Annotated in this window: 20 protein-coding genes, 2 pseudogenes and 1 riboswitch; of the genes and pseudogenes, 13 read left to right on the top strand and 9 right to left on the bottom strand. The window is 62.1% G+C overall.

What is annotated here, in order from left to right; translation table 11 throughout:
- Positions 1 to 1,678 (bottom strand): diguanylate cyclase (locus tag ACK59Z_RS09290; protein ID WP_409292866.1); only part of this gene is annotated, 1,678 nt, incomplete at its 3' end.
- Positions 1,679 to 1,830: 152 nt separating this feature from the next.
- Between ACK59Z_RS09290 and ACK59Z_RS09285 the strand changes: the two genes are divergently transcribed.
- Together ACK59Z_RS09285 and ACK59Z_RS09280 are read left to right on the top strand one after the other, a co-directional pair.
- Complete coding sequence (locus ACK59Z_RS09285) at positions 1,831 to 2,331, top strand: DUF4142 domain-containing protein (protein ID WP_409292864.1); 501 nt, start codon at positions 1,831 to 1,833, stop codon at positions 2,329 to 2,331.
- 8 nt (positions 2,332 to 2,339) lie between these two features.
- The gene (locus ACK59Z_RS09280) at positions 2,340 to 2,591 is read left to right on the top strand and encodes a hypothetical protein (protein WP_108190842.1); all 252 of its coding nucleotides are present in this window, start codon (positions 2,340 to 2,342) and stop codon (positions 2,589 to 2,591) included.
- A gap of 112 nt (positions 2,592 to 2,703) precedes the next feature.
- Here ACK59Z_RS09280 and ACK59Z_RS09275 read toward each other — a convergent pair whose 3' ends face one another.
- Positions 2,704 to 3,690: a DNA-binding protein gene (locus tag ACK59Z_RS09275; protein ID WP_108190843.1), complete on the bottom strand. Its 987-nt coding sequence runs from the start codon at positions 3,688 to 3,690 to the stop codon at positions 2,704 to 2,706.
- 305 nt (positions 3,691 to 3,995) lie between these two features.
- Positions 3,996 to 4,169: pseudogene (locus ACK59Z_RS09270) on the bottom strand (transposase); the annotation flags it as partial.
- Positions 4,170 to 4,209: 40 nt separating this feature from the next.
- Here ACK59Z_RS09270 and ACK59Z_RS09265 point away from each other — a divergent pair.
- Positions 4,210 to 4,426: pseudogene (locus ACK59Z_RS09265) on the top strand (IS5/IS1182 family transposase); the annotation flags it as partial.
- On the opposite strand, the gene ACK59Z_RS09260 reads toward ACK59Z_RS09265, so the two are convergent.
- Complete coding sequence (locus ACK59Z_RS09260) at positions 4,423 to 5,229, bottom strand: membrane protein (protein WP_019751605.1); 807 nt, start codon at positions 5,227 to 5,229, stop codon at positions 4,423 to 4,425. The pseudogene ACK59Z_RS09265 and the gene ACK59Z_RS09260 sit on opposite strands and share 4 nt — an antisense overlap.
- A gap of 656 nt (positions 5,230 to 5,885) precedes the next feature.
- Here ACK59Z_RS09260 and ACK59Z_RS09255 point away from each other — a divergent pair.
- The 9 genes from ACK59Z_RS09255 to ACK59Z_RS09215 all read left to right on the top strand — a co-directional run bounded on the left by ACK59Z_RS09255 (position 5,886) and on the right by ACK59Z_RS09215 (position 14,933).
- On the top strand, positions 5,886 to 6,911 hold the full coding sequence (locus ACK59Z_RS09255; protein ID WP_108190844.1) for an ABC transporter substrate-binding protein: 1,026 nt from the start codon (positions 5,886 to 5,888) through the stop codon (positions 6,909 to 6,911).
- A gap of 38 nt (positions 6,912 to 6,949) precedes the next feature.
- On the top strand, positions 6,950 to 7,975 hold the full coding sequence (locus ACK59Z_RS09250; RefSeq protein WP_070095452.1) for an aromatic ring-hydroxylating dioxygenase subunit alpha: 1,026 nt from the start codon (positions 6,950 to 6,952) through the stop codon (positions 7,973 to 7,975).
- 65 nt (positions 7,976 to 8,040) lie between these two features.
- Positions 8,041 to 8,889, top strand: coding sequence for an ABC transporter ATP-binding protein (locus tag ACK59Z_RS09245; RefSeq protein ID WP_104961692.1), 849 nt, complete (start codon positions 8,041 to 8,043; stop codon positions 8,887 to 8,889).
- A gap of 85 nt (positions 8,890 to 8,974) precedes the next feature.
- Positions 8,975 to 9,703 (top strand): ABC transporter permease, encoded by a 729-nt coding sequence (locus ACK59Z_RS09240; RefSeq protein ID WP_014862030.1) that lies wholly within the window; start codon positions 8,975 to 8,977, stop codon positions 9,701 to 9,703.
- 38 nt (positions 9,704 to 9,741) lie between these two features.
- Positions 9,742 to 11,172, top strand: coding sequence for an amidohydrolase family protein (locus tag ACK59Z_RS09235; RefSeq protein ID WP_108190845.1), 1,431 nt, complete (start codon positions 9,742 to 9,744; stop codon positions 11,170 to 11,172).
- Positions 11,169 to 12,113: a PDR/VanB family oxidoreductase gene (locus ACK59Z_RS09230; RefSeq protein ID WP_108190846.1), complete on the top strand. Its 945-nt coding sequence runs from the start codon at positions 11,169 to 11,171 to the stop codon at positions 12,111 to 12,113. Before ACK59Z_RS09235 ends, ACK59Z_RS09230 begins: the two co-directional genes overlap by 4 nt.
- 187 nt (positions 12,114 to 12,300) lie before the next feature.
- The gene (locus ACK59Z_RS09225) at positions 12,301 to 12,906 is read left to right on the top strand and encodes a transcriptional regulator (protein ID WP_004374393.1); all 606 of its coding nucleotides are present in this window, start codon (positions 12,301 to 12,303) and stop codon (positions 12,904 to 12,906) included.
- A 93-nt stretch (positions 12,907 to 12,999) separates the two neighbouring features.
- Entirely contained in the window at positions 13,000 to 13,989 is a 990-nt protein-coding gene (locus ACK59Z_RS09220) for a threonine/serine dehydratase (RefSeq protein WP_019751628.1), read from the top strand.
- On the top strand, positions 13,986 to 14,933 hold the full coding sequence (locus ACK59Z_RS09215) for an ornithine cyclodeaminase family protein (RefSeq protein ID WP_108190847.1): 948 nt from the start codon (positions 13,986 to 13,988) through the stop codon (positions 14,931 to 14,933). Before ACK59Z_RS09220 ends, ACK59Z_RS09215 begins: the two co-directional genes overlap by 4 nt.
- A 13-nt stretch (positions 14,934 to 14,946) precedes the next feature.
- Here ACK59Z_RS09215 and codA read toward each other — a convergent pair whose 3' ends face one another.
- The 5 genes from codA to ACK59Z_RS09190 form a co-directional block, all read right to left on the bottom strand.
- Positions 14,947 to 16,188 carry a cytosine deaminase gene (codA, locus tag ACK59Z_RS09210; protein ID WP_004374387.1) on the bottom strand — a complete coding sequence of 414 codons (1,242 nt, stop codon included), beginning with the start codon at positions 16,186 to 16,188 and terminating at the stop codon, positions 14,947 to 14,949.
- Positions 16,189 to 16,192: 4 nt separating this feature from the next.
- Positions 16,193 to 17,410: a PucR family transcriptional regulator gene (locus ACK59Z_RS09205; protein ID WP_108190848.1), complete on the bottom strand. Its 1,218-nt coding sequence runs from the start codon at positions 17,408 to 17,410 to the stop codon at positions 16,193 to 16,195.
- Positions 17,407 to 18,672, bottom strand: a complete 1,266-nt coding sequence (gene codB, locus ACK59Z_RS09200; RefSeq protein ID WP_108190849.1) for a cytosine permease — start codon at positions 18,670 to 18,672, stop codon at positions 17,407 to 17,409. Before codB ends, ACK59Z_RS09205 begins: the two co-directional genes overlap by 4 nt.
- Before the next feature lie 228 nt (positions 18,673 to 18,900).
- The gene (gene tenA / locus ACK59Z_RS09195; protein WP_409292858.1) at positions 18,901 to 19,566 is read right to left on the bottom strand and encodes a thiaminase II; all 666 of its coding nucleotides are present in this window, start codon (positions 19,564 to 19,566) and stop codon (positions 18,901 to 18,903) included.
- The gene (locus ACK59Z_RS09190; RefSeq protein WP_108190851.1) at positions 19,563 to 20,210 is read right to left on the bottom strand and encodes a TenA family protein; all 648 of its coding nucleotides are present in this window, start codon (positions 20,208 to 20,210) and stop codon (positions 19,563 to 19,565) included. Before ACK59Z_RS09190 ends, tenA begins: the two co-directional genes overlap by 4 nt.
- Positions 20,211 to 20,288: 78 nt before the next feature.
- Positions 20,289 to 20,403, bottom strand: a riboswitch (TPP riboswitch).
- A 241-nt stretch (positions 20,404 to 20,644) separates the two neighbouring features.
- Between ACK59Z_RS09190 and ACK59Z_RS09185 the strand changes: the two genes are divergently transcribed.
- Positions 20,645 to 24,040, top strand: a complete 3,396-nt coding sequence (locus ACK59Z_RS09185) for an Ig-like domain-containing protein (RefSeq protein WP_108190852.1) — start codon at positions 20,645 to 20,647, stop codon at positions 24,038 to 24,040.
- Positions 24,041 to 24,045 lie beyond the last annotated feature (5 nt).

Here is a 24,045-nt window from a genome sequence, read left to right as displayed (position 1 = left end):
CGCACCCCCCAACGCGGCCTTCCCCACGGCCTCGGCGGGCGTTGTAAATTCCTTCGGGGGTTTTAGTTTTTCCTCGGGCCGCATGGCGCCTGCGAATTCCCCACCCAGTCCACCACCCCGCCCCCCCCGCCACATTTCCCGCCACGCAATACCCATCCCGCCCCTGCTGTTTGGCCTGGTACAACGCCCCGTCCGCCGCCGCGACCAGCGCCTCGGCAGTGACGCCCTCCCGCGCCAGGTCGACCACCGCGATCCCGGCACTGAACGACACCCTCCCCAATGGGCTAGCGGCATGTTCCAGTGCCTGTCGGCGCACCAGCTGCTGTAACTCCTGCACCAGCATTTCCGCCCCGCGGCCATCGGTATCGGGCAGCAACAGCGTAAACTCCTCCCCACCATAGCGCACCGCCAGATCGGCCGGCCGTTTCAAGGCCTGCTGCAGCACTTCGGCAAAGCGTCGCAAGCACTGGTCGCCAGCCGGGTGGCCGTAGCGGTCGTTGTAGGCCTTGAAGTAATCCAGGTCTAGCATCACCAGCGCCAGGGGGTAGCCTTGGCGCCGTGCACGGCGCAGCTCAGGTTCGAACACCCCATCCAGCCGCCGACGGTTACCCAGCCCGGTAAGGCTGTCGGTCAAGGCCAACGCTTTCAGCGTCTGGTGAGCCTGGAGCAGGGCCCGCTCGATGGCGATCCGCTCGCGCAGTTGGCGCAGCACCACCCCGCCAAACGCTGCCAGCCCTACCAACAACAACAGCAATACCGCCACCGACTTGATCGCATCGTACCGCCAGGGCGCGACAATGGATTCACGCGACAGCCCCGCCTCCACGACCAACGGGTAGCTGGACAACGCGCGGTAGCCATACAGCCGAGGGGTACCATCGACGACCGCTACCGCCTCGGCTACCCCTTCTGTGGCATACGGTAAGTGGTTGCGGAAGATCTCACTGTTGGCAAGACTTCGGCCTATCACCTGTTCCACGAACGGGCGCCGTACCAGGAGGGTGCCGTCGCGCTTGGCCAGCACCAGCGCGCCGCGTTCGTCGATCTTGAAGTCGCCGTAGTAACGCACGAACCACTCCACTTTGATGGTGCCGAGCAATACGCCGGCGAAGCTGCCGTCGGCATACTCCAGGCGCCTGGAAATAGGAATGATCAGGTCGCCGGTGGAACGGCTGCGCACCACCGAACCGATACGTACACCCGGGTCGGTATGGCTGCGGTGATAGGCGAAGTAGTCCCGGTCGGCGTTATTGGCGTTGGGCGGGATGGCCGCCTGATCAGTGACGATCCAGCTGCCGTCCGGGCCGTAAACGAAAAGCCCGTGCAACTGCGGCATGATGCTTTTTTGCTGGGCCAGCAAGGCGTGCAGGCGGGGCCGGTCGATGTGATCGAAACCATCGCCTTCCAGCCGCTCGGCCAAGGCTGCGGTAATGGCGTCGACCTGGCGGATGGCGTCCTCGGCGTGCTGCGCCGTGGCTCGGGCCAGGTTGCTGACCATGTTCTCGGCATTGTTATAGGCAAAGCGGTAGTCGCGCCAGATGCGCCAACCTTCCACCAGTACAAATGCCAGCATCACCACCAGCATGAACGCCAGTACCAGGCGGAACAGCGCCACCGCGCGGCCCTCGCCACTTATGGCGTAAAGCCCATCGTCGTCCTGTTTCCTGGCTGCGCACATTGGAATCCCTGGCCGTACCGCGTTCGCCGTCTTCACTATAGATCAGCGTCGCACGGTCGGAACCGGCGGCAAAAAAGATTAAACCTTTGCCCCGCCTTCCCCCTCAACCGTACGCGACATTGAGGTCGCGCCACGGTTTAAAGGAGTGAAGCATGAAGAGTCTCTTCATCAGACGCGTTGGTTTTTCCATGGTGTTGGGCCTGGCATCGGTGCAAGCAATGGCCGCGACTTCCGATGATTTCGTCGATGCAGCCACCGAGGCCGGCATTGCCGAAATGGTGACTGGCAAGCTGGCTCAGGAGAAAAGCCAAAACGCCGAGATCAAGACATTCGCCCAGCAAATGGTCACCGACCACACCCAGGCCAACCAGAAACTCGGCGACATTGCCCGCAAACTGGACATTTCGGTTCCGGATGAAGCCGCGATGACCGACAAGATCAAGAAAATGATCCTGGAGTGGCGCGATGAGTCCTTCGACAAGTCGTACCTCAACAACCAGGTCGACGCTCACGAAAAAGCGGTGGAGCTGTTCAAGAAAGAGGCTGCATCGTCCGACAAGGCTGAACTGAAGGCCTTTGCCAGCGAAACGCTGCCCAAACTCGAACAGCACCTGGAGCAGGCCAAAGCCCTTCAGTCCAAGCACGGCAAGTGAGGCCGCACATGAGTAACGATGCATTGAAGACCGAAGTACTTACCCGCCTGCTGCATGCGCACCCCGAAGGGCTAGGCAAGGAAGTGCTGGACAACTACCGCGGCGAAAAGGCGGTGGCCGGCATGCTCAAGACGTTGCAGGAAGCCGGCTTGATTCACGACGGTAGCGTGGCGATAAGCAGTGATCATCAGATCAGCGTGCACTACCCGATCAAGCTGTCGGCGGCAGGCGTAGAGGCCGCCAGGCGCGCTGAAGGCTGACAGTCGTCTGTGGTGACCGTCGCCGGCAAGCCGGTTCCCAAGGGATCGCACATGGCTTGCCGGCAACGAGACCAGTAATCAAGGAAGAAACCACCCACCAGGAAACGCCTGATTAATCTGCGACCGGGGCCAACTGCGCGCGACACTGCGCCAGCGCCTCGTCACGCGCCTTCAACTGCTCCTCAAGCCACTGCAACTGCCGCGCCTGCTCGGTGCACACGTCGCGCCTGGCTTCAAGGCTCTGGGCTTGCACATCCAGCTGCCGGCGCATCTCTTCGCTGGCGCCTTGTGCCTGGGCCAGGATCGTGCGCAGGCCTTGGATCTGCGCATCGCGTTGTTCCAGCAACTCATCCTGCGCCCGGCATTCACTGGCCGCCTGACGATGCTCTCCCAGCAAACGCTCATTGTCACGGTGCAAGCGGGTAAGTTCGTCCTGCTTGACGATCATGCCCTGCTGCATCTGACGTAATTCCACCTGCATCTGCTGCAACTGCGCTTCGTGGCGGCGCTGTTCCTGCTCACGCTGTTCACGGCTGGCATTGCGGTAGTGCTCCAGGGCGTCGCGGGCATGGCGGTGCTTGTCTTCCAACGATTTGACCTGCTCGTCCTTGTCAGCCAGGCGCACCTGCAACTCACCCAGCGACTGGTTGAGGCTGGCACTGCGCAGCTGTTCAGCTTGCAGCGTGCTCTGCGTGGACAACAGTTTTTCTGTCTCTGCAGCCAATGCCGCTGCATCGATCTTGTGTTGCTGGTGCGCTGCAGCCAGTGCCTGCTTGGCGATTTCCAGCTGCGCCTCAAGCGTCTCGCGCTGTTGCGTGAAGGTGCTCTCGGCCTGCTCGATCTTCAGGTCGGCCTCGTCCTGCAGCTGGGTTGCCAGTTGCCCAACCAAGCGGCTCAGCACATCGCTCAGCGCAACCCCGCCTTCGGAAGCCACCGGCTGCTGGCCGTTCAGTTCCTTGAGGTAGCGGTGAATCGTGGTTTTGGAGCCGGTATTACCCAACTCGATACGTATGGCATCGATGCTGGGGTTCTCACCCCGGGCGATCAGTGCCTGACGCGCCTGCTGCACTACCACCTTGTTGATACCGCCACGGGCCATGCTTGCTCCTACGATTTTGTACTGTGTTATGTACCATGTAATTACGTACCAATTATGGCGATAGCAAACCTCTCCTGCAAACATTTCCTCAGGTGGAATAATCACGGCTTATCGCATGTTAGTCTAAAAATCACTTGGATTTAGCTGACGCAGCAGCGCTCATGACTAAACCTGTGAACAATCGCGAACTGAAGGCTCTGATACAGGCGAGCGGACGTGTTAGTGATAATGAGCCGCTAGGCATCTCGCGAGGGTGGTGGCTGGCCCAGATTAGCTTCACAGCCGTGACCGCCTCGAAGGCCTGCATCGGTTCGGCGTTTGATCTCTGCGTTGAGCCGCTCAAGCGGATTGGTATCGCGCAACTGCCGCCGGCGCGCCTTGGGAAATGCCGTACGCGCCAGCACTTCATCCTCGCAGCCGTCCATGAGCATCGCGATCTTGGGATACTTCTCGCGATCAGCGATACCCGGCCACTGCTGGACGAGCGCAGCGTTAAGCCAAGCCAACATGGGCACCCGCATGCGCTCAATGAAGTGCAATCCAAAGCGTGGTTTACCCAGACTGTTTGATCGGCCCAAGTACCAACAGCACAACATCATCGAGCGCATGTCTGGCTGACTGAAGGGAACCGCCGGGTCGTGACACCCTTCGACAAGCTTACGAAAAGCTATGCCGCAGTTGTCTCGCTGGCTTGTCCATGCGGTGTTTGCGACATCTGCATTCGTACAGAGCCTAGAAATGCACCTTGATCAATGCACTCAATGCGTTCTGATCGGTCGGAAAACCGTGGCTGTCTTCAATGCCATATTTGTCGGACCAATAGTCCCACTCGATTCCCGCATAGAAACGCGCCGGCGCTTGCCCCATCGCCTTACCAACGTCGTACTTGATCTGGGGGTTGAAGTGGAAACTCTTGGCTACATAGTTCGAGGTACCCTTCGTCCCCACATCATTGACGTACCACTCCAGATAACCGTCGAACAGAATGTCTGAGCGGCCGAGCGGTATCGTCATGGCCCAGGTCGGGTTGATCTGCCACTGTCCAGACGCTTTGCCGGTTATCCCATCGGGCTTGCGGTAGTAAGTGTTCAGTGAAAAACGATCAAAACCAGGCAGGTTCAGGTCAACAGCGGGCCCAAGCAGGTACTTTCGATTGCGCCCTTCTCCGCGCTCATAGGTGGCAGCGATCAACACATCCTTGACGATGCCATAGCTGAGACGGTGGCCACTGATTTTGCCGAGCGACAGTCGCGGTGAAAACTCGCCGTAATAGGTGTAGCCATCGTTGCCGGACAAGCCGTTGGACCACTTGTTATCGACGAACAAGAACATGTCGCCCCACGTCCAGCCACTGGCGTGCTCGAAGGTGATGGTTTGCTGGATATCGTTGCCGGTGCCATCGACTTTATAACCATGCCCGTAGAGGTAGCTGAGGCTGTTGTTGCTCCACATCAGCGGATTCGCCTGGGCACTGCCCGTGGCCAGCGCGCAGAGTGGGACGACGCTGTGAAGCAGCCAGGAAAGAGCGTTCGGTTTCATTTGCATCCCTTGGGTCGTGATTGTTGGTTTTCGCCAGCAAGGGTATGCAGCAGCGGACGACCTCTCCTCTGGCCCCGGCTCATGCCGAGGCGCCACCCTTGCCGGGGGAGCGGCACGAGGCCGCCAGAGCAATGTCCCATGCCATCTTTTGGCACTGACCGCTTCTACTCGAGTTAGCGCAAAGCAGGGCTCGTGCCAACTAATCGGATACACGTAGATTGCTTATTGTGCGCAATCTTTATCACCAATGAACACCATATGCGCAGAGTATTGCGCACTTTATTAGTGCTCAATCGGTACGTTCTGCACCTTCTCAACTCACGCGTCAGTCCCGGCCCCCTCGGATGCGGGTCGCTACACCGCAAAGTCAGCGGCTTCATGAAATTGGCATGCTTCTGGCTTCTTGTATCAGCGAGTAGAAGCGGTCAGTGCCAGGCATGGCATGGGGCATTGCTCTTGCGTCCTTCGGGGCGTACATCCGAGCGGATGTTTGAACGAGGCTATGGCAGCCCCGGGCAAGAGAGCAATGTCAGTCGCCAGTTCACGCCCTTTTGCTTCGCGACGCCATTCTCTTCCCACGTTCTCTCCGCCCGGCTCCTTCGCTGTCGCGCTATCCGGCGCACGGCGGTTTTTTGAATCGGGGTGAAGAACACATGATGAAAACGCGTTTTGCCTTGGCTCGCCCGCTACGCTCGCTGTTGGCAGCAGCGTTGCTCCCCACCACGCTGACCATCGCTCCGCTGGCGATCGCTGGCGACAAAGTGGTGTTGCTGACCTCTTGGTATGCTCAGGCCGAACAGGGCGGCTTCTACCAGGCACTGGCCGATGGGTTGTACGAAAAGGAAGGCCTGGATGTGTCCATCCGAATGGGTGGACCACAGGTCAATGGCATGCAACTGCTGGTCAGCAAGCAAGCTGATTTCATCGTCAACTATGACCTGCAGATTCTAAAAAGTGTCGAGCAAGGCCTGCCAGTGGTCGCAGTGGCTGCGCCCTTCCAGGGAGACCCGCAAGGGTTGATGACCCACGCGGACGTCGGCGGACTTGATGCTCTCGGCGGCAAGCCTGTGCTGGTGTCCACCTCGGGCCAGCAAACCTGGTGGCCTTGGCTGAAGGGTAAATATCAATTGGCTGACAACCAGGCGCGGCCTTACACCTTCAACCTGCAACCCTTTTTAGCCGACCCGCAAACCACACAACAGGCGTATGCCAGCTCGGAACTGTTCCAGGCGATAAAGGCAGGCGTGACGCCTAACTTTTTCCTCTTCGCAGATGCCGGTTATCCACCCTACGGATCCACCGTGGTCACCCGTCAAGACATCATCGCTCAGCACCCGGAGCGGGTAGCAGGTTTCGTGCGCGCCTCCATGGAGGGTTGGAAGCGCTATCTGGATGACCCCAGCGCCGGCAATGCACTGATCAAGCGCGACAACCCCAACATGACCGATGAACTGCTGGCCTGGGGCGTCTCGACCCTCAAGCAGTACCGCCTGGTCACCGGTGGAGAGGCCGCAACCCAGGGGATCGGCACCATGACTGACAGCCGCTGGCAAGCGACCCGCGACTTCATGGTCGAGGCGGGTCTGCTCGGTCCCGACGCACCTTGGCGCAACGCTTACACCACGCGCTTTGTGCAAGACCTGAAGGTACTCCCTGAGGCCGAGCAGGTCGGCAGCCGCTGAACACCATAACAAGCTCAACGCTGTGAGGAATCCTGATTATGTTGGTTACCAAACAACCTGTATTGCGCCGTTTCTGGTATGCCCTGCTACCTATGACAGCCCTCGAAGACGGCCCCAAGCCATTCACCCTGCTGGGTGAAGCGCTGGTGTTGTGGAAGCGTCCCGATGGTACCCCGGTGGCAATGCAGGACCGCTGCTGCCACCGCACCGCCAAACTGTCCAAAGGCTTCGTCAGTGCTGAGGGCAATATCGCCTGCGGGTACCACGGCTGGGAATACGACTGCACCGGCACATGCGTGAAGATCCCGCAGAATCCCACCGGCGCTATTCCTCCGGGTGCCGCGGTGAAGGCTTATCACTGCCAGGAAAAGTACGGCTATGCCTGGGTCAGCCTGGACGACCCGCTACAACCGATCCCTGAGTTCCCGGAAGACGGCACCCCCGGTTACCGACGCATCTTCCAGTTTTACGAAGAGTGGAAGACCAGCCCGCTGCGGGTCATGGAGAATTCCTTCGACAACTCGCACTTTTCCTTCGTGCACAAGGCCAATTTCGGCTTGTTCGACCAGCCGCAACCGGCCAGTTACGAATTTCGCGAAACCGATTATGGCTTCGAAGCCGAGACCCGCGTGCCGATCCGCAACCCCGAGGCAAGCTTCCGTATCACCGGTACGACCGAGCCGATCACCCAACGGCACCTGCTCAACCGCTATTACCTGCCCTTCTCTCGGCGCTTTGGCTGCATGTATCCGGACAGCGGCATCCACCACATCATCTACAACTGCGCCACGCCCATCGACGACAACCGACTGATGCTCGTGCAGTGGTTGTATCGCAACGACAGCGAAGAGCAATGCTCGACCCAGGAACTGATCGACTGGGACGCGGCGATCACAGCCGAAGACCGCGACATCCTGGAGGCCACCGATCCTGACGCCTGTGTCGACACCCGCCGCAGGGTGGAACTGCACATGCCATCGGACAAGCCTGGGTTGGTTATCCGTCGGCAACTATTGGGTCTGCTTGAAGCCCATGGCGAGAGCGAAGTGTTCCTCAGCCACTGACACTTGCCCAACGCCCCGGTGCGCCGGGGCATTCACCACCGCTCATGACCCACGGGGAGAGCGCTATGTTGATGCAGACCCTATCCAAGGCCGACGTCCAGCCGCAGGCCCTGCCGAACACCATCGGTGTGGACACCCCTTTGTTCGCCAATCAGGTGGAAAAAACCTACAGCAATGGCACCCATGCCTTGAGCCGCGTGAAACTGGCGATCGAACGCGGCGAGTTCGTCTCGCTCTTGGGCCCGTCGGGGTGTGGCAAAAGCACCCTGCTGAAAATGTTCGCCGGGCTCGAACAGCCCTCCGCCGGCCATGTGCGCTGGTGGGGCAAGGATGCCCCGGGTACGGACCACCACGCAGGCACACCGGGGCGCAGCCTGGCCATGGTGTTCCAGGAAGCCACCCTGATGCCATGGGCCAAAGTGCACGACAACGTGCGCTTGCCCCTGGACTTGGCCGGCGCCCCCAAGGCCCAGAGCCAGCCCAAGGTGCAAGCCGCCCTGGAACTGGTGGGGCTGGGCAAGTTCGGCGACGTTTACCCGCGGGAGCTCTCCGGCGGTATGCAGATGCGCGCCTCCATTGCCCGGGCATTAGCCACCGAACCCAATCTGCTGCTGATGGACGAACCCTTCGGCGCCCTGGACGAGTTCACCCGCAACAAGCTCGATAGCGACCTGCGCCAGCTCTGGCTCCAGCGCGACCTGACGGTGGTATTCGTGACCCACAGCATCTTCGAGGCGGTGTACCTGTCTTCGCGGGTGATCGTGATGGGCGCGCGTCCCGGTCGAGTGATCGCCGATGTAATCATCGACGGCCCACTGGAGCGCGACGAGGCATACCGCACTTCACCGGCGTTCATCGAGCAATGCGCGCACCTGTCCCGACTCCTGGCCCAGGCCAATGGCGACCCTTCCTGAGAGCATCATCATGAGCCGACCCTCTACTCCCTGGCTACGCCATCCTTCTGTACTACGCATCGTTTCACCACTACTGGTTGGCGCCTTGCTGCTCGGCGTCTGGCAACTGGCATGCATCGCCTGGAAAGTCCCGGTGTACCTGGTACCGTCACCGGCTGATATCGGCCGCACCCTGGTCGCCGATGGCCCGATGCTGCTGGGGGCACTGTGGATGACCCTGAAGATCACCTTCCTGTCATTCGCCCTCGCCGTGGTCATCGGCACGCTGGCGGCGTTCGTGTTCGTGCAGAGCCGCGTCGTGGAGGCCAGTCTGTTTCCCTACGCGATTCTGCTGCAGGTCACGCCGGTGGTGGCCATCGCGCCGCTGATCATCATCTGGTGCAGCGACACGACCTTGGCGTTGGTGATCTGCGCCACGCTGGTGGCGATCTTCCCGATCATCGCCAACACCGTCCTGGGCCTGCGCAGCGTCAACCCTGGCCTGCTCAACCTGTTCCACCTGAACCGCGCCAGCCGCTGGCAAGTGCTGTTGCGCCTGCGCATTCCCAGCGCCTTACCGTGCTTTTTCGCTGGGTTGCGCATCGCCAGCGGCTTGGCATTGATCGGCGCGGTGGTGGCCGAGTTCGTCGCCGGTACGGGCGGCACGGGTGCGGGTCTGGCGTATCAGATCCTGCAAGCGGGATTCCAGCTCAACATCCCCCGCCTATTCGCCGCCCTGGTGTTGATCGCCCTGACCGGCGTGGCGCTGTTCAGCCTGATGGCTTTGCTGGCTCGGTTGAGCCTGCGCCACTGGCACGAAAGCGAACTGGGCTGACTTCCATGCAAAACGCCGTACTGCCTATGGAGACGAACATGAAACACACCAACAGCTGGTTGATCCGTAACGCCAGCGCCATCCTCACTGGCCTGCGCGGCGGCGCCGCGCGCCATGTGGGGCCGGACATCCGCATCACCCAGGGGCGTATCGCCGCCCTGGGCTCGCTGCAACCGTTACCAGGTGAGCAAGTGCTCGATGCCACCGATTGCGTGGTGTATCCAGGCTGGGTGAACACCCATCACCATCTGTTCCAGTCCTTACTCAAGGGCATTCCCGCTGGCATCGACCAGAGCCTCGGTGCCTGGTTGGGGGCCGTGCCCTATCGCTATCGCGGGCTGTTCGATGAGCACAGTTTCCGCTTGGCCGCACGGGTCGGGCTGGTGGAGCTGGCCCGCTCCGGCTGCAGCACGGTGGCCGACCATCATTACCTGTACTTGCCAGGCATGGCCTTCGACAGCGCACAGATCCTCTTCGAAGAGGCCGAGCGCCTGGGGCTGCGCTTCGTCCTTTGCCGGGGCGGCGCAACCCAGGTACGTCAGGCTGAAGGCCCCGCGACAGCCGGACCTGAGACCCTCACGCAGTACCTGGACGATGTTCAGCGCTTGGTGCAGGTCTACCATGATCCCGCCGACGATGCCTGGCGGCGTGTGGTAATGGCGCCGACCAGCCCGCCCTACTCCATGCCGCCCGAGCACCTGCGCGAGACCGCCCGCGCCGCGCGCCGCCTGGGCATCCGCCTGCACAGCCATTTGAGCGAAACCGTGGAGTACCAGAACGAAGTCCATGATCGCCACGGCCTCTCGCCCGTGGTGTTCTGCGCGGAGCAGGAATGGCTCGGGCCGGACGTGTGGTTCGCGCACCTGGTCAAGCTGAGCGCCGAAGAAATCCAGCTGCTGGGCGCCACCGGCACCGGCATCGCCCACTGCCCACAAAGCAATGGCCGGCTTGGCAGTGGTATCGCAGATATCGTTGCCATGGAGGCTGCAGGCATGTCGGTTTCGATCGGCGTGGATGGCGCTGCCTCCAACGAAGCCTGCGACATGATCAGCGAAACCCACGCCGCCTGGCTGATGCAAAGGGCCAAGGCCGGCGAACGCGCCATGGCCCGCCATGCCGGCGGCGATCTGGAGGGCGGTGCCCATGTCGCCAGCGTGGAGGACGTTGTGCGCTGGGGCACAGCAGGTGGCGCCCAGGTGCTGGGCCTGGACGCCATCGGCACGCTGCAGGTCGGCATGGCGGCGGACTTGGCGATCTACCGCCTCGATCAACCCCGCTACTTCGGTCTGCATGATCTGGGCATCGCGCCAGTGGTTGGCGGTGGCCGTCCGACGCTGCGGGCATTGCTGGTGGGCGGCCGCCTGAGCGTGGAAAACGATGCGCTTCCTGGCTTGGACCTCGCCGAACTGGGCAGCCAGGCACGCCAAGCTGTACTTCGTCTGCAACAGGCCGCGGGGGTACGCGCATGAGCTGGACGCCTCTGCAGGTGCGGGCCCTGCGCCTTGAAGCCGACGACGTGCTAGGTGTGGAACTGGCCCCGCCGAGTCCTGCTCCCCTGCCCTTCGACTGGGCACCCGGTGCTCATGTGGACCTGCGCCTGGGCAATGGCGTGGTACGCCAATACTCAGTGGTCAGCCTGCCCGAGGACGGTCATGTATACCTGGGCATCAAGCGCGAAAAAGCCTCCCGCGGCGGCTCGCAATGGCTGCACGAGCACCTGCGGCTGGGTGCCCGGGTGGAGGTGGGCCTGCCGCGCAACTTCTTTAACCTGCAACCTGGCACTGGACAGGTCGTCTTGGTGGCCGCAGGCATAGGAATCACGCCACTGCTCGCCATGTACCGGCAATGCCAAGCGCAAGGTCGGTCGGTGCGCTTGCTGTTTTTCACCCGCGATGCCAAACAGGTGCCTTTTGTCCAGTACCTCGATGCGAATACCGAGGTTCATGCAGGCTTGCGCGCCCCGATGATCGCCGGGTACCTGGAGGAACACCTGCCGGCCTGGGACGGCAGCGCAAGCCTCTATTGCTGTGGCCCTGCAGGTTTCATGGATTGTGTTGAGCACGTCGCGCTGGCAAGCGGCTGGCCAACCACAGCGCTTCATCGCGAACATTTCCAGGCCGCAGAGCCCACCTTGCACGTCGAGCGTCACTGCACGCTGGTGCTACAGCGCAGTCGTCTTCAGGTCGAGGTGCAACCGGGCGAAAGTTTGGTACAGGCGGCATCGCGGGCTGGCGTGGAGCTACCCGTGTCATGTGGGATGGGTATCTGCGGCGCCTGTGTCAGCCGGGTCATCGAGGGGCAGCCTGATCACCGCGACGAGTACCTCAGCGATGCCCAGCGCAACAGCGGAGAATGGATAACGCCCTGCGTATCGGGCTGCCGCAGCGCCCGGTTGGTGCTGGACGTTTGACCATCGCCCGCAGCTGCCCGACGGCCAACGGCTGACGGCAGCTGCGCACGCAAAACCGCTGACGCAGCAATGGCCGAGGCGAACGGCTCGCAGCCAGGACTTGATCCCGACCCGGTAAAGATCCGTCTTGTGCCCAGTATTCTCCAGGGCCACCATAGGCATTCTTCAACAGACCATTGGCTAATGCATGACACTGGAAAATTACCAGGCAATCGCTGAAAGCATTGCCCTGCTGCTGTACCCCCACGCGGAAGTCGTCATTCATGAGATACGCGGCCAGACAATCGTTCATATCGCCAATAATTTCTCACATCGCAAGCTCGGCGATGATTCAGCACTCGGTTCAGAACTGGGTGACCTTTTGAAGGGTACCAACCTTGGTCCCTACGAGAAGCTCAACTGGAACGGTCAGAAGGTCCGCTCGATCAGTGCTGTGCTGCACAATTCGCAAGGCGAAGCCGAGTATCTGATGTGCATCAATCTGAACGTGTCGGTGCTGGAACAGGCGCGTGTGGCATTGGATGCGTTCTTCCAGATGAGTCGGCTGGAGCCGCAACCGGATGCGTTGTTCCGCAACGATTGGCAGGAGCGCATCAACACCTTCCTGCAAGCGTGGCTGCAAGCGCATAACCTGTCGCTGCAGACCTTGAAGATGAAAGACAAACGCAACCTTGTCCTGGCCTTGCATGCCGAGGGTGCATTCGAGGGGCGCAGCGGCGCCGATTACGTTGCCAACGTCCTCAGCATGGGGCGGGCCACCGTGTACAAATACCTGAAGGAAGTCAGAGCCTAGGCGGTATTGCCTGGCTGTAGGCATACGCTCTTGCTATTGGTGGAATATAATTCTATTGTGGACAAATTATCCATATGCCTGCAAGGACCCGTCATGCCAGCCACCCCGTCCGTTGATGCCCAGTTCCTTGATACATTGCACCAAAACATTCAGGACGCCCATGCGGCGCTCCGCCCGGCCGTCAGCATTACCCCGCTCTTGCACAGCCCTCGTTTGTCGGCACTGACCGGCTGTGAAGTGCTGCTCAAATGCGAACACCTGCAGCACACCGGTTCATTCAAGTTTCGCGGTGCCAGCAACAAGATGCGCCTGCTGCCGGCCGAGGCGCGCAAGCAGGGAGTGATAGCCGCCTCATCCGGTAACCACGGGCAGGCCCTGGCCCTGGCCGGCAAGATGGCGGGCGTGCCAGTGAAGGTCTACACCACCACGGGCGCATCGGCATACAAAACAGAGGCAATGCGCATGCTGGGCGCCGAAGTGGTCTGCCTGCCCACCGACCCGCTGAGTGCAGAGCTGGAAGCCGCCAGGCAAGCCAAGGCCCACGGCGTACCCTTCGTATCCCCCTACAACGACCTGCAAGTCATTGCCGGCCAGGGCACCATAGGCATGGAGTTGTTCGAGCAGGCGCCAGACCTGGACGCGGTGTTCGTTGCCGTGGGCGGTGGCGGGATGATTTCCGGCATCGGCGCCGCCCTGCGCGTCCTCAAGCCGGGTACTGAGATCATCGGCTGCTGGCCGGCAAATGACCCAACGCTGCAGCAATCACTCAAGGCCGGTGAAATCATCGAATTGGATGCCTGCGAAACGCTGTCGGACGGCACGGCTGGCGGCGTCGAGCCAGGCTCCATCACCTTCCCGCTTTGCCAGGCGCTGCTCACCGATACCGTGCTGGTCAGCGAGGACGAAATCCGCTGCGCCATGCGCGATATCGCCAGCAGTGAGCGCTGGATCATCGAAGGCGCTGCAGCGGTTGCGGTCGCCGGCATGCAGAAGCTCGCCGAACGCTATCAGGGCAAGCGTGTCGCGGTGATCCTGTGTGGCCGTAACATCCTGCTGGAAAAGTTCCTCGAGGCCGTTCAATGAAGGTCTTCAGCAAGGCGCAGATCATCGCCCGCTTCAACCCGGAGCTCGCGGTCAGCCAACTGGAGGAAGGCTTCATCGCCTATTCCGAAGGCAAGGTGCAGGTGCCGCCCGTGCAGGGCTTCGCATTCAAGGGCGCGAACGGTGACTGTTGCGTGAAGTCGGCCTACATCGAAGGCAGCCCGACCTTCACTGTCAAGCTTTCGACAGGCTTCTACGACAACCCGTCCAAGGGCCTGCCGAGCAATGATGGCTTGATGCTTGTGTTGTCTGCACACACCGGTCAGCCGCTGGCACTGCTGCAGGACCAAGGCTGGCTGACTGCCATGCGCACCGCGTTGGCCGGGCGTATCGCCGCCCGGCTGCTGGCGCCGGCCCAGGTCAAGGCCATTGGCATCCTCGGCACCGGCATGCAGGCGCAGATGCAGCTTGAGCAGCTTCGCGCGGTGACCGATTGCCGCCAGGTCATTGTCTGGGGCCGGCATGAACGCGGGCTTGCGGCCTATACCGCATTTGCCCGCGAACTGGGCTTCGGGGTGCACAGCACGCAGGATGCTGCCGAGGTTGCAGGCGCTGCAAACCTGATCGTCTGCACCACGCCTTCTCGCCAGGCGCTGTTGCACAGTGATTGGGTCCAGCCGGGTACGCATATCACCGCCGTCGGTGCCGATGCGCCCGGCAAGCAGGAACTGGACCCGGCACTGGTGGCCAGGGCAGACCGTATCATCGTCGACGCCATCGCCCAGTGCAGCCAGTACGGCGAAGTGGCCCATGCCCTCGGCAGTGGCCAGATCGACGCTCACCAGCTGATCGAGCTGGGTACGCTGCTGGCTGGCCGCGCCAAGGGGCGTGAGCACGACGGCCAGATTACCTTGGCGGACCTGACCGGTGTGGCAGTGCAGGATGCACAAGTCGCAAGCTACGCCTTGGCAGCCCTGTGCACCTGAGGCGACAACAGCGTCAGCGCAAACGTTGCACCTGCGCTGGCGTGCGCTGCATCAGCACCTTGCCATTGCGTACCGATACCAACGCGTGCCCCTGGCTGCGCACCATCTCGTAATCATCCGGCGCCGACAGCAGCAACAGGTTCGCCGGCCGCCCTACCTCTATGCCATAGCGCTCGCCCAGGTTCAGGGTGCGGGCGCTGTTGTCGGTAATCAGGTCCAGGCAGCGCTGCAGGTCTTCATAGCCGAGCATGTGACAGATATGCAGGCCGGCTTCGAGAATGCGCAGGATATTGCCATTGCCCAGTGGGTACCACGGGTCGACGATGGAGTCCTGGCCGAAGCACACGTTCATGCCGGCGCGGTCGATCTCGGCCACGCGGGTCACGCCACGACGCTTCGGGTAGTTGTCGAAGCGACCTTGCAGGTGAATGCTCTCGGTCGGGCACGACACGAAGTTGATGCCCGACAGCTTGAGCAGGCGGAACAGCTTGTAGCAATACGCATTGTCATACGAGCCCATGGCCACGGTGTGGCTGGCCGTGACCCGGGCCCCCATGCCGCGTACCCGCGCTTCTTCGGCCAACACTTCGAGGAAGCGTGATTGCGGGTCGTCGGTCTCGTCGCAGTGCACGTCCACCAGGCAGCCGGTACGCTCGGCCAGGTCCATCAGGAACTTCACCGACGATACCCCTTGGTCGCGGGTATTTTCGAAATGCGGAATGCCGCCGACGACGTCGGCGCCAATCGCCACGGCTTCAGTCATCAGCGCCCGGCCGTTGGCGTACGACTCGATGCCCTCCTGCGGGAAGGCGACAATCTGCAGGTCGATCAGCTCCCGCACTTCGTCACGCACCTCGACCATGGCCTTGAGCGCGGTGAGTTTTGGGTCGGTCACATCGACATGGGTGCGCACATGCTGGATACCGTGGTCCACCAGCATGCCGATGGTTTTTTTCGCACGGGTCTTGATGTCGTCGTGGGTGGTGATTTCCTTGCGCTCCGACCAGCGCTCGATGCCTTCGAACAACGTGCCGCTCATGTTCCACTTCGGCTCACCTGCGGTCAGCGTGGCATCTAGGTGAATGTGCGGCTCGACAAAGGGCGCGACCACCAGGTTTTGCCCGGCGTCCAGGTCATTGCCCGTAGCGGGCGCCACGACGTCGGTCTGGGGCACGATGGCGGCAATGCGCTCGCCGTTCAGTTCGACGCGGAACAGGCCAGGCTTGCCGCGCAGGCGTGCGTTGATGATGTTCATGCTGTTACTCCTTGCCGTGGGCTTCGCTCATGCGCCATACCAGCATGGCGACCGAAGCATTCATGCGAAAAAGCGGGTCGTCCAGCGACTGCCCGCTCAGTTGTTCGATGCGCTGGATGCGCTGATTGATCGTGTTGCGGTGCAGCCCCAGACGCTGTGCGGCCTTGAGCCCGTTGCCATTTTCCATGAGCAAGGCGTCGAGGGTATGCACCAAAGCATGGGCGTGTTTGCGCCCAGGGGCGATCAGCGGGCCGAGGGTGCGGCTGACGAAATCGTCAACCAGCGAGCGGTCGACAATACCTTGCAGCAGGCGCAACACGCCGAGCTCGCTGAAGTTGCAATAACCGTTGGCCGGGCGCAGATGCTGCGCCACATCCAGCGCCTGGCGTGCCTCGTTGAGGGCCTGGCGGTAGTGCGCGCAATCGTCAGCGAGGCTCGACAAGCCCATGTAAAGGCCCAGTTCATCAGTCGCGGCTTGCAACTGCCGGTACAGCGCGCCCAACGTCTCGGGTAAGTCGTGTGTATCGGCCAGCAGCACCACGAACAGGTCGCCCGGCAACTGCGCCGTCACACTGCCGGGCCGCTGGCGGCACCAGGCTTCGAGCTGGTCTTCCAGGGCCTGCCGGGTGGCCTGCCAGGTACGCTCGCCGTGGGCCAGCCCTTGGCGCTCGAACAAGGCGTCCACGCCCGTCAGGCGCAACGCCAGCAGGCGCCGCGGTTTATCCAGGGCCAGTTGCAGGTGTGCTGCCCGCTGCCGGGCAATCGCCAGGCTTGGGTAGTCGCCTGTGAGCAGTTGCCCAAGGATGTCGTTACGCGAGCGGCGCGCCTGGCTCATCTGTACCAGTGCAGTGCCGATCAGGTGGGTGACCACCACCATCTTCAGTGCGTAGGGCTGTTCGATCAGCGGCAAGCCCAGCTGCTCGGCGCGCGCGATAACGGGCGCCGGGATGCTCTGGATAAAACTGCCGCCGGTGAGAATCACCATGCCGGCAATGCCCACGGCGTCGCCATCCTCCACCAGGCTCAGCAGGTTGGCTTCGCCGCGCGGGTGATTGATGCCGGTGACGAATACCAGTTCACCGCCCATCACCCATTCGGCGATACCCTCGTTCTCCGCCACGTAAGGCCAGCGTACCCGCCGCTGCAGGTTGCGCGCGCCGGCCCGCACCTGCATTTCGTGCAGACCGGGCAAATGCAGGAGCTCGTCCAGCGCCAGGCTCACGGCTCGACGCCCGCCTGGCCGGGCGCGCGGCGGCGTGCGCCCAGCTCTAGAATGACGATGTAGCACACTGCCGAGGCGGCGATGCCCACCAGCGGCGCGACCCACGGTGAGGCATAGGCCAGTACAGCGCCCACGGCATAGGCAAACAGCCCGGTGAGGTTGTAGCGTGGCAGGTGTGCCGTACCCAGTGCCGGGTATTTGCCGCGGTGGCGGTACCAGAAATCAGCCATGATCACCCCACCCACCGGCGGAATGATCGACCCCAGCAGCACCAGGAACGGGATCAGCATTTCGTACATGCCACCCATCGCCAGCACAATGCCAACCCCGGCCGCCACCAGCGTTGCCGTGCGCCGGCGCTCGCTGCGCAACAAGTGGCAGGCGGCGGCCGACACGTTGTAGATGGTCGGACCCTGAATGGTCCACAGGTTCAGGCACAGCATCACCACGGCCGCGAACGACAGGCCCTGCAGCATCATCACGTCGACGATATCGGCCTGCTGATAAACCATCGCGCACCACGCCCCGGCCACCACCATCAGGCCGTTGCCAAGGAGGAATGCCACCACGCTGGCGATCACCGCTACCCGGCCACTGCGTGCCAGCCGTGTCCAATTGGTGGCTTGGGTGGCGCCACTGGCGAAGGTGCCGAAGACCATGGTCACTGCCGCCGAAAAGGTCATGGTTTCATGCGGGACGACTGCAGCCAGGCCGGCAAAGCCACCGGCATCGCGGGTGGCGATGTGCATGGACACCAACAGCAGCACGAACATCAATGGCACCGACACCCGCGACAACAGGTCCAGCCCCTTGAACCCGATGATGGCCGTAATGCTGAAACCCAGCCCGAACAGCACCATCAACGGCATGCCGAAACCATCCGCCAGCCCCAGCAGCTTGACCAGCACGATGGCCACCGTGGCCGTACCCCAGGCATACCAGCCCAGTTCGGCAAAACCCAGCAGAAAGTCCGAGAGCCGGCTCCCCGCTTCACCAAAACAGAAGCGCCCCATCAACACGATATTCAGCCCGCTGCGTGAGGCGATGAAGGCCAGCACTGCGGCATACAAGGCAAGCAAACTGTTGCCGAGGGTAGCCACCCACAGCATGTCGACAAAACTGAATGCCATGCCCAGCTTGCCGCCGGCGAACATCGTGCCGGTAAAGAAGGTGAAGCTGAACAAGACCATCGCGATCGGCAGCAGGCCCTTGCGGGCGGAATGGGGGGCTTCGCTGAGTGGAAATTCGCTGGGTGAGCTCATTGCACGGGGCTCCGGGTGTGTAGTTGGGAGCGGAAAGAGCAATATGCGGGCCGCTTTTTCCTGCGCCGCCGCCCGGAAGAAATCGGGCTGCTCGCCCAGAATTCCCTATGCACTGTGCACATTAAAGCTGCGATTTGACGATCTGGAGTGTGCGGGACGACTTATTTTGAGGCGCTCATGCACCAAAGCGGGCCTGGGCTGGGTAGTAATCACCCAGCCCACGGCGGTTTACACGGTCCCGTCCAACCCCATTTGCCAGAAATCAGCCTCCAGGCTGGAGGCCTGGCCAAAAATCCCTGCCAGTTCGGCGAACCGCTGCTCGGTCATGCTGCGCGCCGCCAGTTCATCCAGGTGCTTGCGCGCTGCTGCGGCCACCCCTTGGTAGCCCTCCCCGGCATACTCGCCAATCCACTCGCGGTAGGGGTGATTGCTCAAGTCGCCAATACGCTCGGCCAGGGTCCGGCCGATTTCGGCATAGCCGATCACGCAAGGTGCCAGTGCCACGTGCAGCTCCAGCAGGTCGCCGGCTGCGCCGCAGTCCAACACATAACGGGTGTATGCCACCGTGGCCTGATGCTCTGGCGCGGCCTCGATGTCTGCCTGGGTCAAGCCCCAGCGCGCACACAGGCGCACGTGCAGCTCGGTTTCATCCAGGATCGCCGCCAGCCCGGCCTGCGCTGCACGAATGTCGGCCGGGCGGCGGCTCTTGTAGGCAGCCAACGCCCAGGCGCGGGCGAACTGGATCAGGAACAGATAATCCTGCACAAGGTAGGTCCGGAACGCTTCCTCGCTCAGCGTGCCCTCGCCCATCTGACGCACGAAGTCATGGTCTACGTAGCGGTTCCATTGTGGCGAGGCAGCGGCCTTGAGGCGCTCGAAGATATCCATGTTCATTTGCCCTCCGGGTACACTGCATCGAAGAAAGCCAGCTCCAGCGCCACGGTGCGCTGGTAGAAGTCACTTGCCAATGCGGCCTCCTGCGGGCCGACGCGGTCCAGTTCGGCCTGCAGGAAAGCGACGAATGCCTGGAATGCCGGGTTGTCATGCAGGGTAATCCACTCGGCATGGACGAAGTTGTCCGGCATCGGTTTCGGCGCCTTGAGTGCCCAGTCCAGGTACAGGCCTTCGGCGACGTTCAGCACCGCCAGTGCCGCTGCGTAGGAACGGGTGGCTGCCGCTTCGCGCATGATCGCCTTGAAACCTGCGGTAGGCGCGCTATCGGCCGGTTCACTGCGTTGCGCCGGGCTGACACCCAAGGCCTCGAAGGCACGCAGGAAGTAGGTGTTCTCGTCACTGCAGATCATCCCGGCAAAGCGGCCGAAGCGCAGGCGGGCTTCAAACGTGTCAGCGGTGGCGATGGCCGCGCCTAGCAGGGTCACGAAGCTGTCGAGGAAACGGTGGTCCTGAACCAGGTAGTCGACCATGATCGGGTCCGGCAGGCTGCCGTCGCACAATCGGGTCACGAAACGGTGGCCAACGGCCGCCGACCAGGTCGGCTCGCTCTGGCGGCGCAGGGACTGGCTGAAACGTTCGGTCATGTTGCTGTCCTTGATGAGGGTGACAGCGAGACCTTGAAAGTTGGCATGGACTGGCCTCGCAGTGAGGCCGGCAAAAAGGCAGGTTACAAGCCCCATCCCTTCGCCGGCATGATCCGGATCAGGTTCGAAGGGTCACCGCGCTGCAGCGTTCAGCGGTTTCTCAGCCCATTGCCGGGCTCCCCTTGGTGGCGCTCAGGTATACCCGAGGGCGCCGCGCCTGTCACTACCCAAACGGTGGGCAATGGTGACCCGCTAATGGGTATCTGTCCCCATTCTTGACGCGCCATCTTTTAGTGCACGCCAGATACTGCAAGGTTTTGTATGTCAAAGCATTACTGAAATATCGGTTGGCATAGCTGTTGCTGATGGCCATTTAACGGGCAAAACGCCATTGATGGCTTAAGGCCCTAAGGCCGCAAAAGAGGCTTAAGCCAATGAAAACACCTGCTGCGAGTCACGCGTCCAGACGCGTGTTCCATCTGTCCTCTGTCACGGCACTGATGATCAGCCTCGGATTGATCACGGCCATGGCATCCCCCCTCGACGACAACAGCATGCCACCGCCGACCGACCCGTCGGCCTACACCGACCAGCCGGACGACCCGACCGCTACCCTGCTTGAGCTGAACACCATGCCGGAGGCCAACGAAGGCTCGCTGGAGCTGACCGATGGCGCGTATGGCGACCGCAACACGGTAGGCACCGACAACGTGCTGCCGCCTGCCCTGCAAACGTCGGACAAGTACCCTACCAACGGCAAACCCAGCCCGTTGTTCGGTGCGCAACCTTTCACCCAGCAACTGTTGCTGTTCGAAGAATTCGGGCCAGAGAAGCTCGACCCGACCACGCCGGTGCCCGATCTGACCTTCCCGGTACCGACCCTCGGCGCGGCACCCGCGCAAGACCCCAACGTGGTAGCACGCAGCGGCCCCAGTGGCAACGCACTGGAAGCGTTCCTCAAGCAACCCGGCCTGTACCCGTTTCCGACCCAGTACGCCAACGTGCTGGACCGCAACCCATGGAAGGCGCAGATCGAGATGTTCCTCAACCGCCAGCCGGTCGGCTCGCCCGCTGAAGGCCGGCCACCAGGAAAAGGCTGGTCGCACCAGCGCTGGAACGAGTTTTACCCGCAGGCAGCGTTCAAGACCGCCCAGGCCGGTGCGCGCATCAACCTCGGCCTGCGCGACCGTAAGCAACTGCACAACTATGCCGTCGGTGAATTTGCCCCGGGCGGCCTGTACTACCAGACCTCCGACATTCCGACCACGCTGGGCACCACCAAGGGCATCGACACACGCTTCCATCCGAACATGCCGCTGCAAAACCACAAATCGCTCTGGACCTTCGACGGCACCTTCCCGCCCAAACTGCTGATGGTGCGCTACGGCCAGCCAATTCTGATGCGCCATTACAATGCCCTGCCGATTGACCCCTCGGCCAACGGTGGCTTTGGCCTGCATACCATTTCGACCCACGAGCACAACGGCCACTCGCCGGCCGAAAGCGACGGCTTTGCCAACGCGTACTTCTTCCCCGGCCAGTACTACGACTACCGCTGGCCGGTGCAGCTGGCCGGCTACGACACCATCAACACCCGTGCCCAGGACCCGCGTGCAGCTTTCCCCTGCTCGCCGGGTGAAACTTTGTTCGTCAACGATGGTTCACCGGGCCTGAAAACCTGCGAGAACGGCAGTATCAAGATTCGTGGCGACTGGCGCGAAACCATGAGTACCCACTGGTTCCACGACCACATGATGGATTTCACGGCACAGAACGTCTACAAGGGCAACGCCGTGATGATGAACTACTACAGCGCCCTGGACCGCGGCAACGAGGCCCTGCAGGACGGTGTCAACCTGCGCTTCCCAAGCGGGTCAGCCATGCCTTGGGGGAACCGTGACTATGACGTCAACCTGGTGATTGCCGACAAAGCCTGGGATGCCAATGGCCAGCTGTGGTTCAACCCGTTCAACACGGACGGCTTCCTCGCTGACCAGATCCTGGTCAACTGGCAGTACAAGCCCAGGCTCAAGGTGCGTGCGCGCAGTTACCGCTTCCGTCTCCTCAACGGCTCGGTGTCGCGCTACTTCAAGTTCGCCGTGGTGCGGGAGATTGCCGGTACCAGTGGTGAGTTCAAAGGCCCGTCCGGCTCCAACCTGTCGTATGCGCGGGTGCCGTTCCACATGATCGCCAACGACGGCAACATCATGGAACACGCGGTGCCATTCGACGGCACGATGGACCTCAATGGTGACGGCAACCTGCAAGACAACAACGGCGTCTTGCCGTTGCAGGCCATTGCCGAGCGCTACGACATCATCATCAACTTCGCCAAGAACGGCATCAAGGCCGGCGACAAGCTGTACTTCGTCAACCTGATGGAGCACGACTCCGGCAAAGGTCCGAAGCAAGCTATCCCGTTGGCCGACGTGCTGTCGGAAAAATACAAGGCGGTAATCAAGCAGACCAGCAAAGGCCCGCAGTGGGACAACGGCGACCCGGCTGTCGGCAAGTTTCTGCAACTGTGGGTGCAACCGTACACCGGCCAGGACCTGAGCATGGACCCGGTAGCCTATGAGCCGGCCAAGCCAGGCAAGGCCGCAGGCCTGAAAATGCTGCCCCTGCCCATTGACCGCGACGCCGCAGCCGACCAGGCCAAACTCAAGGATGCCCGCCACCGCGAGTTCATCTTTGGCCGCTCTGACGGCACGGACACCACCCCGTGGACCATCAAGACCGACGGCGGCTTTGGCTACAGCATGGACCCACGCCGTATCAGTGCCGCACCGCAACTGGCCAACCAGTCCACCGACGGTGGTTTCAGCGGCGACGGCACCCTGGAAGTGTGGAAAATCGTCAACGGCGGCAATGGCTGGAGCCACCCGGTACACGTGCACTTCGAGGAAGGCGTGATTCTTAGCCGCGACGGCAAGGCCCCGCCAGAATGGGAAAAATGGGCGCGCAAGGATGTGTACCGTATCGGGTCGGAACCTGATTCGTCCGAAGAGGTGGAAATGGCCATCCGCTTCCGCGAGTTCGCAGGCACCTACATGGAGCACTGCCACAACACCCAGCACGAGGACTCTTCGATGCTGCTGCGCTGGGACCTTGAACACCCGGGGCAGTTCCAGGTAATGCCCACCCCGCTGCCAGGATGGGATGGCGTGCGTTACATGGCCTCGGTAGGCCTGCCAACGTTCCGCACCAAAACCGATGACGACGATGACGACCCGGCCAACAAACCACCTGTCGTGGCCAACGACAGTGCCGCAACGACTGCAGGCAAGCCGATCACCCTGAACGTGCTGGCCAACGACAGCGACCCGGACGGCAACGTACCGCTCACGGTCACCGGCCTCAGCCAGCCGGACTCCGGCCAGGGTACCGTGAGCACTGACGGCAGCACAGTGACGTACACCCCACCCGCTACGGTCGCCACGCCGTTCACGGCCAGCTTCAATTACACGGCGCGTGATACCAAGGGGGCCGACTCGGTGACCCCGGCCACGGTCAGCATCGCCGTCACCCCAGCAGTGGCGGCCGACGAGCTCAAGGTCACCAGTGCCACAGTGCAACTGCGTAGCGGCAACCGGTTCACCTGGGATGTGCAGGGGACAACCACGGTGGCCACGGGCAACAGCATCAGCGTGACTGCAGCAACCACCGGTGGTCCGGTAAGCCTGGGGAACGCGACGCTGACTGCCACGACTACGGGGGCCCGTTGGCGGGTAGCGGTGACCACCACCGGCTTTGGCCCGGCCACGCCAGCGACGGTCACGGTGAAATCGACGCTGGGCCAGACGGTGACAGCGCCAGTCACATACAAGTGAGTGCA

Origin of the sequence: Pseudomonas sp. KCJK9058 (assembly GCF_046230975.1) — a bacterium.
Taxonomy (GTDB): Bacteria; Pseudomonadota; Gammaproteobacteria; order Pseudomonadales; family Pseudomonadaceae; genus Aquipseudomonas; species Aquipseudomonas alloputida.
Note: the sequence above shows the minus strand (reverse complement) of the source record. Positions and strands in the feature narration are given on the sequence as shown.